Source organism: Rheinheimera sp. SA_1 (assembly GCF_001669775.1).
Taxonomy (GTDB): Bacteria; Pseudomonadota; Gammaproteobacteria; order Enterobacterales; family Alteromonadaceae; genus Pararheinheimera.
In genome coordinates this window covers 109,758-123,493 of record NZ_LXWK01000018.1, presented here as the reverse complement: position 1 = coordinate 123,493, position 13,736 = coordinate 109,758, and the positions used below count along the sequence as shown (strand labels likewise).

General features: G+C 51.0%; 10 protein-coding genes. 7 read left to right on the top strand and 3 right to left on the bottom strand.

Annotated features, from left to right (window positions below; genetic code table 11):
- Nucleotides 1–145: 145 nt before the first annotated feature.
- Nucleotides 146–1,567: a DUF3612 domain-containing protein gene (locus A5320_RS18290; protein WP_231916778.1), complete on the top strand. Its 1,422-nt coding sequence runs from the start codon at nucleotides 146–148 to the stop codon at nucleotides 1,565–1,567.
- A gap of 68 nt (nucleotides 1,568–1,635) precedes the next feature.
- Here A5320_RS18290 and A5320_RS22025 read toward each other — a convergent pair whose 3' ends face one another.
- Complete coding sequence (locus A5320_RS22025; protein ID WP_157606041.1) at nucleotides 1,636–2,022, bottom strand: hypothetical protein; 387 nt, start codon at nucleotides 2,020–2,022, stop codon at nucleotides 1,636–1,638.
- Nucleotides 2,023–2,026: 4 nt separating this feature from the next.
- Between A5320_RS22025 and A5320_RS18280 the strand changes: the two genes are divergently transcribed.
- From A5320_RS18280 to A5320_RS18255, 6 genes are all read left to right on the top strand, one after another.
- Complete coding sequence (locus tag A5320_RS18280) at nucleotides 2,027–3,142, top strand: HDOD domain-containing protein (protein ID WP_068068463.1); 1,116 nt, start codon at nucleotides 2,027–2,029, stop codon at nucleotides 3,140–3,142.
- 255 nt (nucleotides 3,143–3,397) lie between these two features.
- Nucleotides 3,398–4,687: an efflux RND transporter periplasmic adaptor subunit gene (locus tag A5320_RS18275; RefSeq protein WP_082971888.1), complete on the top strand. Its 1,290-nt coding sequence runs from the start codon at nucleotides 3,398–3,400 to the stop codon at nucleotides 4,685–4,687.
- Nucleotides 4,687–7,764: a multidrug efflux RND transporter permease subunit gene (locus A5320_RS18270; protein WP_068068459.1), complete on the top strand. Its 3,078-nt coding sequence runs from the start codon at nucleotides 4,687–4,689 to the stop codon at nucleotides 7,762–7,764. The genes A5320_RS18275 and A5320_RS18270 overlap by 1 nt, the downstream gene beginning before the upstream one ends.
- Entirely contained in the window at nucleotides 7,764–10,862 is a 3,099-nt protein-coding gene (locus A5320_RS18265; RefSeq protein ID WP_068068456.1) for an efflux RND transporter permease subunit, read from the top strand. Before A5320_RS18270 ends, A5320_RS18265 begins: the two co-directional genes overlap by 1 nt.
- A 172-nt stretch (nucleotides 10,863–11,034) precedes the next feature.
- Nucleotides 11,035–11,256 (top strand): hypothetical protein, encoded by a 222-nt coding sequence (locus A5320_RS18260; protein ID WP_068068453.1) that lies wholly within the window; start codon nucleotides 11,035–11,037, stop codon nucleotides 11,254–11,256.
- Nucleotides 11,257–11,260: 4 nt separating this feature from the next.
- Complete coding sequence (locus tag A5320_RS18255; RefSeq protein WP_068068452.1) at nucleotides 11,261–11,557, top strand: cell division protein ZapA; 297 nt, start codon at nucleotides 11,261–11,263, stop codon at nucleotides 11,555–11,557.
- Nucleotides 11,558–11,619: 62 nt separating this feature from the next.
- On the opposite strand, the gene A5320_RS21785 is transcribed toward A5320_RS18255, so the two are convergent.
- Complete coding sequence (locus tag A5320_RS21785) at nucleotides 11,620–12,948, bottom strand: N-acetylmuramidase domain-containing protein (protein ID WP_082971887.1); 1,329 nt, start codon at nucleotides 12,946–12,948, stop codon at nucleotides 11,620–11,622.
- Nucleotides 12,949–13,536, bottom strand: coding sequence for a hypothetical protein (locus tag A5320_RS18245; RefSeq protein ID WP_068068451.1), 588 nt, complete (start codon nucleotides 13,534–13,536; stop codon nucleotides 12,949–12,951).
- Nucleotides 13,537–13,736: the final 200 nt, after the last annotated feature.

Sequence of the window (13,736 nt, the reverse complement as noted above, 5' to 3'; positions counted from 1 at the left end):
AGTCTATGTTGTTTTTGTGCATAATTTGACAATTAAAACTTCACAGTGTGAATTTTACAAAATGACTTCAACAAAAAGCTTACTCAGAAAATCACATTTCCTCGGGACTAAAATCAGAAACCTGAGGAAACGTAATAACTTAACGATGGAAGACTTGTCGACCCGCTGTATCCGGATTGACCCGGAATACGCGCCGTCGGTGTCATATTTGTCGATGATTGAACGCGGCAAACGGGTGCCTAGTGTCGAAATGCTGACGGTAATTGCCCAGGTTTTTCAAAAAGATCTGGAGTGGTTTCTCGACGGTGAAGAGCAGCAACTGGATATCACACCGGCTAAAGGCAGTCGGGGTGGCATTCATGGCATGGCACTGGAGCCGGGTTTTTTGTTCTCCAACGACATCTTGCAAATAGCCATTCCGGAAATGCTGTCGCAAACCGGTATCAGCGGTAAACAGTTTGCTCAGCTGCTGATCCGTGCGCACCAGGAGCATCATCAAAACCATTTTCCAGAGCTGGAACGCGCTGCTGAAGAAGTTGGTTTAAAGCGGATGCCGCTCAGCGTCGAAGATTTGCTGGCGATTGTAAAACAGCTTGGACTTAGCGTCAGTTGGTTTGATGAAGCGCCGAAAGAAGTACTGGATGAGCTGGGTGTATTCAGTAAAAACGTCTCCACCTCGTTTTTTTTGCCGCCAAAAACCCTGCATTTAAACCGTATTCTGAAAAACCATCCAACCCGGCTGAAATACGAGCTGGCGGTGCATATTGGCCATGCGGTGCTGCATAACAAAGACGGTGTCAAAAGCGGCATGTCGGTGGGCGGCGCGCAGGAAGTCGTAAGTTCAGATTCACCTGATATGGCGCCGCAGGACATTCTGCATGCCTGGCGCGATTTTGAATCAAGCTTTTTCGCCGGCGCTTTGTTGTGCCCAAAAATGCCATTCCGGCAGTTATTAGACCGCCATGGTTATGAAATCAGTTCGCATCAGGGCGCCGGTGTGTCAGCCTCGGTGGCGATGCGGCGGATGACGGCAGTGTCGCCTTATCATCATTGGCACTATTTTGATGCTTACACCCCAGGCAAACTCAAGGCGGTATATCGCGGCAATGGCATTCCGCTGCCGTGGGGCAATATGCGCAAAGTGGAAGATCCTTGTCAGCACTGGGCGGTGTTCCGGATGTTTGATGTTGAAGGGCAACAAAGTTCAGCGCAATTGTCGTTACTGGAAGTGCAGGGACAACCCAGAATTTATTGCTGTGAATCGACTAAGGTGCTGGATTTGGCTGGCAACGCGCATGTGCTGTGTGCCGGCATTGATTTAAACCCGGCGATTGACGCGCAGGGTATGGATGCGGATGCGATGGCGCAGGAATTAAAAGCCTTATGCAACAGTCAAGGCGGCGCTGGAAAAATCCCGCCGGCGATAAAAAGCACATTAAGTACAGTGGCGAATATTCTGAATATTAATTGGGTGGCGCGAAGTCTGGAAAAGCCAGCGCAACTGATTTGTTCAAGGGGAAATCACTGCCCGCGGGATCCGGCCTGTTATCAGCGGTGTGGCGGTTAACAATTGCCGTGGGCTGCAAATCCCACGCAATCGTCAACGCCAGAGGGCCAAGAGTAGAAGTTTTATTATTAGCTTTTTGGCCGGCAGACTTTGGTTTTCATGTTCGAACCCAGTGCCTTTTCTGATCTGCAGATCATATCTTTTTTTGGCTTGTCTTGTTCTGCAGTGGCGGCCGTTTTGTTTGTGGCACTGCTTTGTTTTGCAGTGTCGTTCGCGGTTGAGCCACAGCCAGTGAGGGCAACCAATAATGCAATGGTGAAAAGTTGTTTCATGACGAGTTCCTGAATTAGGTTATTAACAGAAAAATAAGCTAATTCATTTACAAAAACAAAACAAGTGACATTTTCGGGACTTGTGCGGTCAAATTGTAACCCGATGTAAGTGCAAAGGTTATGTAAATTGACTACAGCGCCGCCCCCGCTACTGTTACATTGAGCCATTCTTGCAAAGGACATTCCCATGTTTCAGGTTGTTGCTATCAGTCTTAACCCGGCCTTGCTGAGTTTCTTAAATAAATACTGCACTAAATACGATGCGCGTTGGCAGCTGCGTAGCTTTCCGACGATTGGCAGTTATGCTGCGGCGCCGCGCAATGAAGACAGCACCGATCTGCTGTTTTTTGATGCGCAGGATATTGTCGCAGGCGTTGAAGAAAAGCGCTTGGTGTGTTTTATGGCACCGCTCGCTTTGCGGGTGGTGGTGACCAATACCCTGCATGACGATGTGGTGTTGGATCATCTGGATCACTTCCATGCCTTTATCGGCGAATCTGTTGATTTTGAACACTTAGTCCAGTTATTCCGAAATGCTGAACGGCTGAAAACGTTGCCGTTACCGGCGTTATCGCGGCGTATTCTGGCGTCCTTTACCCATTATCCGGTATTCCCGGCGGTCAGTAGCAAATTACGCCAGCAGCTGGCGGATCCGACTGTCGATGTGGCCAGAGTGGCGCGGTTACTGGAAAATGATCCGGTCGTCGTGTCGCGCTTAATGCAGCTGGTGAATTCCCCTTATATGGGCTTTGCCAGTGAAACGCTGTCGCTGGATATCGCTGTCAGCCGCCTCGGCATGGAGGTAGTGGAAATGCTGGTATTGATGCTGGCCGTCAAAGGCGCTTCGGCAACGGTTTCAGCGAAAGAGCATGGCCAGGTGATGGAGCGGGCGCTGCAGTTTGCTTCGGCTTGCCGCACCTTAGCCAAAGAAAGTCAGCTGAAACGAATGCAGCAGGATCATGTATTTGTAACATCAATCCTGAGCTGTTTTGGTCAACTGTTGTTGTTGCAAAATGGCTGGATGTTGGATGACCCGGGTCTGGAAGCAGAGCAGACTGACAGTATCAGGCCAGACGTGGCAATTTCCGCTTACTTACTGACGTTATGGGGGCTGGATCACAAGTTGATTGCACCTTTATTGACGCAGCATCAGTTCAGCGTGGATGCCGGGTCTGAGTGGCTGGTCAGCAATTGTTTATATCTGGCGCGCCTTACCAAGCCGCAATTACAGGCCTTACCCGACGATGTTCGCCAGCAGATCGCAGTTTCACCATTCGGGCCAACTTTGGGTCTGCGGCGTTAACTTAATCCGGGATCGGCTACTCATTGAAAGTGGCTGTTAATCAGAAGTAATGGTCGCAGCTGCTGGTGGAAAGGCCGCAGCAGTTGTGGTGCTGACGCAAATAATCGTTAGGATGCAGCAAAAATTCATCGTTGGTATGAACTTACCAACCAGGTTAGTCGTAATTTACCGCTCGACCGCCGGCTGTTGCTATAACGCAAACAGATATTGGCGACTGAACTCACAGAGTCATGAGCATTTGCAGGGAAATTCAGAATGCCGAAGTTAACTACACGCACCCTTATCGCTGGTTTAAGTCTCGTGGCACTGGCGATGGGCGGTTGGTGGTATCTGTCAGCTGATAACGCTGCTACGGCCAGCGGCCAAGCCGCCAAACAAGGTCAGCGTCCGGTCGGCCAAGGCGGTCCTAGAGCGGGTGGCCCACGTCCAGGCAGCCCAGGTGCTGCCGGTGCCAATCCTTGGAATGCGCCGGTGCCGGTGCGGGTAGTCGCTGCCGGCAGTTCTGATTTAAAAGTACAAATCAAAGCCATTGGCACCGTCACCCCGCTTAATACCGTGGTGTTGCAAAGCCGGGTCAGTGGTCCGTTGCTCGAAGTATTATTCAAAGAAGGCGAAAAAGTCGAAGCTGGCCAGTTGCTGGCACGAATTGATCCAGCGCCTTATCAGGTGAAATTGTCGCAAGCCGAAGGCGTGAAGCAACAGAATGTGGCGCAGCTGGTCAATGCCGAGCAGGATTTGGCGCTGTATCAAAAGCTGAAGCAGCAAAACTCTATCTCCGCGCAGCAGTTTAACAATCAGCAATCGCTGGTCAATCAGCTCAAAGGCACGTTGAAATCAAATCAGGCGCAAATCGACGCCGCCAAACTTGAACTGTCTTATACCGAAATTAAAGCGCCAATTAGCGGCCGGTTGGGTTTGCGCCGGGTTGACCCTGGTAATTTAGTGCAGGCCAATAGCACCGACGGTTTAGTGACTATTACCCAAAGCTCGCCAATCGCGGTGCAATTTACCATTCCGGAAACGCAATTAGCCCAAGTACGCGACGCTTATCGCAAAGGTGTGGCGCTGTCGGTGGAAGCCTGGGACCGTTCGGAACAACAGCAACTGACCAGCGGCGTGTTAACCACCCTCGATAACCAGATTGATTTGGCCACCGGCACCTTAAAACTGAAAGCCGAATTTGCCAATCAGCATGAAGAGTTGTTCCCGAACCAGTTTGTGAATGTGCGGCTCAACGTAGCGGTACAAAGTGGTGCTGTGACTATTCCGCAAGATGCGGTGCAGTATGGCTCGCAAGGCACTTATGTCTATACCATTGATAAAGCGCAAAAATCGCAGATTAAAATGCTGAAATTAGGCGCCGTTGACAATGGCCTGGTGGCCGTGGAAGAAGGTTTGGCTGCCGGTGATTTGGTAGTGCTGGAAGGCCTGGACCGATTAAGACCAGGCCGGCAGGTCGAAGTGATTGCGGATGCGGGCAGCGAAGCTCCGGTAAAAAGCGAAGCTCCGGTAAAAAAAGCCAGACCAGCGCGGCAGGCTAACTAATGAATATGTCCAAACCCTTTATTCTGCGACCGGTTGCGACATCGTTATTGATGCTGGCAATGTTAATCGCCGGGATGCTGGCCTGGCGGTTATTGCCGGTGGCAGCGTTACCGCAGGTCGATTATCCGATTATTCAGGTGTTTACCTTTCAACCTGGTGCCAGCTCCGATGTTGTCGCCAGAACCATCACTGCGCCCTTGGAGCGCAGGCTCGGGCAAATTCCAGGCCTGAAACAAATGTCGTCGGCCAGCTCCAATGGCGCTTCGGTGGTGACTTTGCAATTTGCGTTAGTGGTGGATATGGGCGTGGCCGAGCAGGAAGTGCAGGCCGCCATTAATACCGCCGGATCTTTGTTGCCAAATGACTTACCGGCACCACCAATTTACCGCAAAGTAAACCCGGCCGATGCACCCATTCTAACGCTGGCCGTCACCTCCGATACCCTGCCGTTACCGCAAGTTTATGATTTAGTCGATACCCGGATGGCGCAAAAGCTGGCGCAGGTATCGGGTGTCGGTATGGTCAGTTTAGCCGGTGGTCAGCGCCCGGCCATTCGGGTCAAAGCCAATCCGGCGGCGTTAGCCTCGTTGGGCCTGAGTATGGAGCAACTGCGCGCTGCGATAACCTCCGCCAATACCAATCAACCCAAAGGCAGTTTTGATGGTCCATTTCGCTCGACCATGCTAGACGCCAACGACCAAATTCGTAGCACCAAAGAATATGAAGAGTTGATTATCGCCTGGCGTGGCGACGCGCCGGTGCGGATGCGCGATGTCGCGACTGTGGAGCAAGGCGCGGAAGACAGATTCTTAGCAGCCTGGGCCAATCAGGAAGCTGCCGTGCTGGTGAATATTCAGCGCCAGCCAGGTGCCAACGTGATTGAAGTGGCTGATTTAATTCAGCAATTATTGCCGCAACTCACAGCGACTATGCCTGCTGCCGTTAAGGTGCAGATTTTAACTGACCGCACCCAGAGCATCCGTGCTTCGGTGCATGATGTGCAGATGGAACTGATTTTCGCTATCTGCTTGGTGGTCTTAGTGACCTTTGTGTTTTTACGCACCATTCCAGCCACTATTATTCCAAGTCTGGCGGTACCTTTAAGTCTGGTTGGTACTTTTGCCGTGATGTACTTGCTTGATTTTTCAGTGAATAACTTAACCTTAATGGCGCTGACCATCGCCACCGGTTTTGTGGTGGATGATGCAATTGTGATGTTGGAAAACGTCGCCCGCCATCGTGAGCAAGGCGCGAGCCCAATGGAAGCTGCACTGAAAGGCGCGCAGGAAATTGGTTTTACGCTGATTTCGCTGACCTTTTCCCTGATTGCTGTATTAATCCCGCTGCTGTTTATGGCCGATGTGGTTGGCCGGTTATTTTATGAATTTGCGGTGACGCTGGCGGTGGCCATTCTGATTTCATTGCTGGTGTCGCTGACGTTAACGCCAATGCTCTGCGCCCGGTTACTGACCAAAATGCCGACGCATGATGATGAACACGACTGGATGTCGCGGATCATTCGCCGTTATGGCGTGATGTTGCAATGGGTATTGCACCATCAGCGATTGGCGATGCTGACGATGTTCGGCACTGTGGTCTTAACAGGCTTGCTGTATCTGGCGGTGCCAAAAGGCTTTTTCCCGGTGCAGGACAGCGGCGTTATTCAGGTGGTGACCGAAGCGCCGCAGGATATTTCCTTTCAGGCGATGGCCGAGCGTCAACAAGCGCTCGCGGCAAACTTGCTCGAACACCCGGATGTGGCCAGTTTAAGCTCCTTTATTGGTGTTGATGGCAGCAATAGCAGTATCAATAGCGGTCGGATTTTACTGAATTTAAAACCGCATGGCAGTCGTAGCGAAAGCGCGACCGTTATTTTGCGCCAGTTGGAGCAGCAAGCGGCCGATGTTAGCGGGATCAAAGGCTGGTTCCAGCCGGTGCAGGAGCTGAGTATCGAAGATAAAGTTAGCCGCACGCAGTATCAGTTCACCTTGACCACGCCGGACAGCGAAGTGCTGGGGCAATGGTTACCCGATGTGCTGGCGGCGCTGCGTAGCAGACCGGAATTATCGGAAGTGGCACATGACTTACAGCAACAAGGTTTGCAGGCCTATATCGATATCGACCGCACTGCGGCGTCGAGACTGGGCATTAGCGTCAGTCAGGTTGGTGCGGCACTGCAAAGTGCTTATAGCCAACGGCAGATCAGCACTTTGTTTACCCAGGCCAATCAATACCGGGTGATTCTGGAAGTGGACCCTGCCCAGGCACAAGGCGTCGATGCGCTGAACAAACTGTTTTTAACTACAGCGTCCGGCGGCACTGTGCCGTTGTCGGCGGTGGCCAAAGTGACGCAGCGGCCGGCTACCTTATTGATTAATCATCAGGGGCAATTCCCGTCGGTGACCTTGTCATTTAATTTAGCCGCCGGTTATTCATTGGGTGAAGCGGTGGCGGCCATTGAAGAAACGCAGCAACAACTGCTGTTACCGGCCGAAATTGAACTGAGTTTCCAGGGTGCAGCAGAGGCGTTCCGGGCATCCCTTTCCAACACCTTGTGGCTGATTTTTGCGGCGGTGCTGACCATGTACATTGTGCTGGGGATTTTGTACGAAAGCCTTATTCATCCGCTGACCATTTTATCGACTTTACCTTCGGCCACCGTTGGCGCTTTACTGGCACTGCTGATTATGAACCAGCCGCTGGACCTGATTGCGGTGATCGGCATCGTGTTGCTGATTGGTTTGGTGAAGAAAAACGGCATTATGATGGTCGACTTTGCGCTGGAAGCCCAAAGAAATGACGGTTTAACGCCACGCGAAGCGATATATCAGGCTGCGCTGCTGCGCTTCCGGCCAATTCTGATGACCACCTTAGCGGCGTTATTTGGTGCTATTCCGTTATTGCTGGCCAGTGGTTCTGGCGCTGAATTGCGTCAGCCATTGGGTCTGGTGATGGTCGGTGGTTTGATTGTCAGCCAGATTCTGACGTTGTTCACGACGCCTGTGGTGTATCTGTGGTTTGATCGGCATTTAAGTCGGAAGCCGATGGCTACAGCCACGACAGAGGCAACCGTCTGATGAATCTGGCGCATCCATTTATCGAAAGACCGGTCGCCAGTGGTCTGATCGCCACCGCTATCTTGCTGCTGGGATTATTGTGCTGGCGGTTGCTGCCGGTGTCACCGCTACCAGCGGTCGATTTTCCGATGATTGTGGTGACCGCCAGTTTGCCAGGCGCTAGCCCGGAAAGTATGGCGGCAACGGTGGCCACACCGCTGGAACGGGCACTCGGCAGCATCGCTGGCATTAACCGCATTAGCTCGAACAGCAATCAGGGTTCAACCCAGATCCGGCTGGAGTTTAAACTCGATCGCAATGTCGACGAAGCGGCGCGCGAAGTGCAGGCGGCGATTAACGCGGTACGCGCGCAGTTACCGGCCGGAATGCCTGGTAACCCGATGTACCGTAAATTTAACCCATCACAACAACCGGTGATGGCGCTGGCCTTAAGCTCAGACAATCTGGCGTCGAGCGTGTTGTATGATGCCGCTGCCACAGTGATCGCCCAGAAAATATTGCAAATTCAGGGCGTTGGTGAAGTTGAAGTCACCGGAGCTTCCTTGCCAGCTGTGCGGGTTCAATTAAATCCAGCGATGCTCAGCCATTTTGGTATTGCGCTGGACGAAGTGCGCACGGCGATCAGTGGTGCCAATGCCACAGTGCCGCTTGGGCTGGTGGAACTGGACGATCAGCGTTGGCAGTTGGCGACGAACCAAACAATGCGCCGCGCTGCTGATTATCAGAACTTATTGATTAAATACCAAAATGGCTCGCCCATTCGGCTGACCGATGTCGCAACCGTCACCGATTCCACCGAAAACCGTTATGCCTCGGGTTTTCATAATGAGCGCAGTGCGGTCATTCTACAAATCAGCCGTCGTAGTGGTGCCAATATTGTCGCCACCATTGATGCTATTTACGCGCAATTACCGCAGTTGCAGGCGTTGATCCCAGCCGATGCCGATTTATCGGTGGTGATGGACCGCTCGCCGGTGATCCGCGCTACTTTAAGTGAAGCGCAGTTGAGTTTGTTTATTTCGGTATTGTTGGTAGTGATCGTGGTGTGGCTGTTTTTAGGTAGCTTCCGTACCGCGCTTATTCCGACCGCAGCTATTCCGGTGTCGCTGATTGGCGCTTTTAGCGTGATGTATCTGTGTGATTTTTCACTGAATAATTTGTCAGTGATGGCGCTGATTGTCGCGGCGGGTTTGGTGGTCGATGACGCTATTGTGGTGCTGGAAAATATCAAACGGCATATTGAAGCCGGTTTATCGCCGGTGGCGGCTGCCCGTAAAGGTGCCGGTGAAGTCGGGTTTACCTTGATTGCGATGAATGCAGCGCTGATTGTGGTGTTTTTATCGATTTTATTTATGGGCGGTTTGGTCGAACGGCTGTTCCGCGAATTCTCGATTACTTTAGCCGGCGCCATGCTGATTTCACTGGCGATTTCACTGACGCTGACGCCGAGTTTGTCGGCTTTGTTATTAAAACCGCTCACTAAAAAAACCACCGACACTTTAACCAGCCCAGCAACCAGCACCGAAGCCGGGGCTTTTAGTCGGTTTGCTGCTGGTTATCAGCGTAGTCTTGGCAAAGTGCTGCTGCATAAACGTTGGGTGCTGTTAGTGATGGCCGTGATTTTTGGTAGCACCGGCTGGCTCTATAACCAACTACCCGGCGGTATGTTGCCGGATCAGGATACCGGTCAACTGAACGGGTTTGTCCGTGGTGACGATGGCTTTTCTTATCAGGTGATGCAGCCAAAAATTGAAGAATTCCGCCAGTATTTACTGAAAGATCCGGCCATTGCCGACATCACCGGCGCCAGTGGCGGCGCTATGGGCTTAAGCAATTCACGCATCCAAATCCGCTTAAAACCTTTGGCCGAGCGCAAAATCTCGGCGCAGGCGGTGGTAGATCGGATCCGAATGAATGCGCCGAAAGTGCCAGGTGCCATTGTGTTTTTAAGTGTGGATCAGGATATCCGCTTGTCGTCGCCTTTTGGCAGCAGCGATTTTGAATTGTTGTTGTTATCCAGTGAGTTAAAACCACTGCGGGAATGGGGCAAAAAAGTCGCTGAAGGCATGAAAGAGCTGCCGGAATTGACGGACGTCGATGCACCGGGCGGCGAAGATGCGCAGCAAGTAGTGCTGAATATCGATCGTGAAGCGGCGCAGCGGTTGGGCGTGGATATGCGTACTGTCGCCACTATGTTGAACAACTCGTTTTCCCAGCGCCAGGTGGCAACTTTATACGATGAAATGAACCAGTATCGGGTGGTGATGGAGTTGGCGCCGGGTTATACCGCGCAGCCGGAAGTGTTGAAGCAGCTGATGCTGATTAGCCGTGATGGCAGCAGAGTGCCACTGAGTGCGATCGCCAGCTATGGTTATGGCCTGGTGAGCGATAGAGTGCGGCACGACGGCCAGTTTGCTTCGATGGGCATTGGTTATGCGTTGGCGCCTGGCGTCACCGCATTACAGGCTGCAGCGGCGATAGACCAGCTGCTGGCCAAGCTGATGTTGCCGTCGACAGTGCACAGCATTAACGGTGAAGATCAGCGCAATGCAATTTTCGAAAGTCAGGATAATTTCTGGTTGTTTGTTGGCGTGGTGCTGGCGGTGTATTTAGTGCTTGGCGTACTTTACGAGAGTATGGTGCAGCCGCTGACCATTATTTCCACCTTGCCGTGTGCGGCGATTGGCGCTTTGCTGGCGCTGTATCTGACCAATTCCGATTTAAACCTGATTGCGTTATTGGGGTTATTTTTGCTGATTGGCATTGTGATGAAAAACGCCATCCTGCTGATTGATTTTGCACTGGAAGCAGAGCGCACCCAGGGCTTATCACCAAAAGAAGCCGTGTTGCAGGCTGCCGGGCAACGATTGCGGCCAATTTTGATGACCAACTGCGCGGCGGTGCTGGGCGCCGTGCCACTGCTACTTGGTATGGGCGAAGGCTCCGAGCTGCGTCAGCCACTGGGTATAACCATTGTTGGCGGTTTGTTGGTCAGTCAGCTGCTGACGCTTTACAGCACGCCAGTGGTGTATTTGTTACTGAGTCGGTTCCGGCGCAAGGCGTCGATGCCAGTTGCGGATGCACAACCCTCAGCATAGGCATTAACATTTGGGGTCAGAGTCAATTGTTAACAGAAGTCTGTTAACAATTGACTCTGACCCCAAATGTTAATTGTGCCGTGTAAAAATAGAAATTTCGCTTTGATTTTCCCCGACAGCTGTTATCCTGCGCGGCTTTCCCTTGCCCCGCTATTTTGGAATAAGTTTTTGTATGTTTAATAATCAATTCAGTCAGTTAGAATCCGCCATTCAACGTTTAGTCAGTGAAAACCAGCAGTTAAATCAGGCATTACTGCAAAGCCAACAACAGTTACAGCAAAAGCACGAAGAGCTGGAAAATTTTCAGCTGCAGGCGATGGAACAGGAAGAGTTACAAACCGCCACAGCACAGAAGCTGGAGGCGTTGTTAGCATTGTTCCCGGCTCAGGTTTAACCCGATGTTGCACACTGAATTTTCTGAAGTCAGCCTCGACATCGCCGGACGCAACTACAAGCTAAAAACGCCGCAGCATCAGCAACAAGGGTTGCAGGAAGCCGCCACTTTGCTCAATGAGAAAATTGCCGAGCTGAAAAGCAAAAGCCGAACCCTGACCGCCGAACAAGCAGCCGTATTGGCAGCGCTGAATTTAAGCTATGAGCTGCTCACCGAACGCGAATTACTGGCCCAAGATCGCCAGCAAATCGCCGAGCGGCTGGCGCAGTTACAGCAGCAGGTGGAGAGTTCTTTGGAATGAGGGCTGTTGCAATCGGTGCAACAGACCGCCTGTGTGATTTGTATAAGGTCGTACCCTGTAAGTCAGCTCAGGGTACTGAACTTTCGATACTGTTCACGGAGTTTGTCGTCATAGGCATTTTGACGGTAGCCAGTGCCGTTGTAATAAAGTGCGAAGTTGGCCCAATCTTTTTGTTCCAGCAAATCCCGTAACGACATGCCGCTTTTAGCTTTTTTCTTTTGGATAAAACGACAAAAGGCTTCGAGTTGTTCACTTTCATGTTGCTGCATACGAGTTACAAAATCGTCGATAGACAGGTAATCAAGAGTTTTCCAGTGGTAACCCATGATTTGAAACAGCCCCCAGGATGCAGATTCGCGAGCCGTGTCCTGATGAATAGCCTCAGCACGATTCAGGCGTAAATGTTCTCTGGCTCCGCCCAAATAATGGACTTTGGTCCATTTGGGGTAAAGAATGGTTTCGTTACCAACAGCCAGTTTCAGCGGATTTTTGCCGATTAGGTTCAACCGCTCCCAAAACACATGGCCTTCGAACAGTATTTTGGGTAGATCACCAACAAATCCATTGCCGTTTGATTCCACTTTGTAGACCGCTTTTACAATAGCTGGCTCTAAGTTCAGCGCTAAGGCGGCATTGACAAAATCTTGTTCGCCAAGATAACGCGGCTTTTGTACAGTGCCGCTTTGTCCTGCTGAAGTCACTTGCTGCAAGGTAACCCAGGTTTTTTCTCCGACAATACCATCGGCCACTAATCCATTTGCAAGCTGAAAAGCCTTTACTGCTTGTTCTGTGTGCTGGTCAAATTCACCTTTAGTATCTGTTTTAGTCAGCATGCCAGCTTGAAGTAATAATTCTTGTAGCAGGCTAATCGCAGTCTGGTTTGTTGAACCACGGCGAATTATGGGTTTGGCTTTTTGCTGTTCATTTGCGGGCAGAATTATGGCTGATGATCTTCCGGCATCAGCTTGAGCGGCAGCATCTGGGATAGGCAGCGCTTGTTGCGGTCTGTCCAGCAATGATACAGTTTTCGCTGGCCAAGCACCTGGACTACGCTCAAATCGACCAAAGTTTTTAGCATTACCATTGCGGCCGTTCCAGCTATTACGCGGGTCCAGCTCTTCCCAATAGTTACCTAAAGGTTCCAGCTCGGCAGCAGACTGGATAAGGCGCCACTTGTCCTGGTCGGCTTTGAAAAAATTCAGCACTATGGCGCAGCGACGAATATGGGCGTTGTCCATCGTCTTTTCCTGTCCGGTGCGCACCAAAGCGGATTGAGTTTCAATGCTTCGTTCTAATTCGCCACCACTGACTTCAAACCCAAACTCTTCGGCTTTGCCCAGCAAACGCCGGGTATCTTTCAGAAAGGCAATTTGTTCATCCAGCAGGCTCATTTATTTTGCCTCCGATTGATTTCTGAGAGCAGTTTCCATGCTTCTGGATTTTTCTGCGCTGCCTTTTGAGCTGCCAAAGTAATACCCCAGGATCTGGGTGATCGCAGCAGATAACACGCCCAGTATGTAGATCATGATCTCTCTTTGTGGATCGGTTAATTTGGGAATCGGTGCACCATCTTTATCATGCACGCCTGAGTTTCCACTCCAGTACACAAACAAGCCAAACAGCACAACAGTCGCAACGACAATAAATGCCGCCAAAGCTGGTTGAATAGCTTTTACGTACCAAGGGGCATCTGCGCTGGTTTGAACCGCTGTATGGTTTTTACGGGCATCAGCCACATCCACCAGATAAGCTTTGGTTTCTTCCAGCCCTAGCTTGTTGTCTTCCAGTTGAAGACGTAGCAGTTCTTCCTCATGTTCAGCTTGGAATTGTCTGAGTTTTTCAGTATCAGAGTCAGTAAGGGTTGCATGCTCAACGTCGATGCCGGTTTTTTCTTTAATAAATTCAGAGCCTTTTACCAATACTGCGTTTGCAATTAAGCGTAGGCCGGAGCTTAGCAGCGTAACGAGAAATGGTGCCATGATGTGTTCCCTTCATGTGGCGGAGTGAAATTTTTAAGTGCTTTGGCAATAAGCCAAGTGAAAGCTAGAATACTGGTTAAAAATTCGCCAGTTATCATACGTTAGAAAAGAAACTATTTTTTTGAAGCTATAGTGAAATGGGTGTCGTTGTATTTATTCAGCGAGCGGCTGGCTTAGTTGTAGCAGGAGGAAAGTCCGCT

Bases quoted from the DNA above. Each gene is read 5' to 3' on its own strand.
- A5320_RS18260 (WP_068068453.1), top strand. From the start codon at position 11,035: ATGTTTAATAATCAATTCAGTCAGTTAGAATCCGCCATTCAACGTTTA.
- A5320_RS18270 (WP_068068459.1), top strand. From the start codon at position 4,687: ATGAATATGTCCAAACCCTTTATTCTGCGACCGGTTGCGACATCGTTA.
- A5320_RS18255 (WP_068068452.1), top strand. From the start codon at position 11,261: ATGTTGCACACTGAATTTTCTGAAGTCAGCCTCGACATCGCCGGACGC.
- A5320_RS18280 (WP_068068463.1), top strand. From the start codon at position 2,027: ATGTTTCAGGTTGTTGCTATCAGTCTTAACCCGGCCTTGCTGAGTTTC.
- A5320_RS18265 (WP_068068456.1), top strand. From the start codon at position 7,764: ATGAATCTGGCGCATCCATTTATCGAAAGACCGGTCGCCAGTGGTCTG.
- A5320_RS22025 (WP_157606041.1), bottom strand. From the start codon at position 2,022: ATGTCCTTTGCAAGAATGGCTCAATGTAACAGTAGCGGGGGCGGCGCT.
- A5320_RS18290 (WP_231916778.1), top strand. From the start codon at position 146: ATGGAAGACTTGTCGACCCGCTGTATCCGGATTGACCCGGAATACGCG.
- A5320_RS18275 (WP_082971888.1), top strand. From the start codon at position 3,398: ATGCCGAAGTTAACTACACGCACCCTTATCGCTGGTTTAAGTCTCGTG.
- A5320_RS21785 (WP_082971887.1), bottom strand. From the start codon at position 12,948: ATGAGCCTGCTGGATGAACAAATTGCCTTTCTGAAAGATACCCGGCGT.
- A5320_RS18245 (WP_068068451.1), bottom strand. From the start codon at position 13,536: ATGGCACCATTTCTCGTTACGCTGCTAAGCTCCGGCCTACGCTTAATT.